This is a genomic window from Chitinimonas sp. BJB300, assembly GCF_002735695.1.
Classification (GTDB): Bacteria; Pseudomonadota; Gammaproteobacteria; order Burkholderiales; family Chitinimonadaceae; genus Chitinimonas.
In genome coordinates, this window is sequence record NZ_PDZH01000359.1 from 1 (window position 1) to 602 (window position 602).

General features: G+C 55.8%; 1 protein-coding gene. It reads right to left on the minus strand.

Going from position 1 to position 602, the window contains the following annotated elements; translation table 11 throughout:
• Window positions 1–590 (minus strand): patatin-like phospholipase family protein (locus CSQ89_RS21840; RefSeq protein ID WP_233203456.1); only part of this gene is annotated, 590 nt, incomplete at its 3' end.
• Window positions 591–602: the final 12 nt, after the last annotated feature.

The window sequence follows — 602 nt, forward strand, 5'->3', positions numbered from 1 at the left end:
TGGGTCAATACCCGCATGGTCTGATCGGAAATAGCCAGTACGTCAATGGCCTCCCTGCGGCTTAGCAAAGGCGAACCGACATCTACCGCAATCACCACATCGCCACAGACGCCGCGCGCTACATCCACAGGCAGATTACGAGCGATGCCGCCATCGACAAGAATCCGCGTATCACGCTCTACCGGTGGAAAAACACCGGGCACCGCCATGCTGGCGCGCATGGCAGCCGCCAAATCACCGCGTGATAACACCACCATATCGCCGCTTTCCAAATCGGCGGCTACCGCCCGAAACGGTAGAGGTAGGTCATCAAAATATTCCAGCGTCGCGCCTTGCACCATCCGCCGAATCAGCAAGTCCACCTTCTGCGTACCTAGTGCACTCTTGGGAAACAGCATTTGCCCGCTATTGGAGATACCTACCTCAAACCCGGACATATTCAACCAATCATCCTGCTTGTCGTGATACCGACGCTGCTCCCGGTTGGGCCGATCATTCAATACATCGTCCCAGTTGATTGTTTCAACCGCCTTCTCAACTTCGTCTGCCCGCTTACCTGAAGCATAGAAACCGCCAACCAAGGCGCCCATACTGGTTCCCAC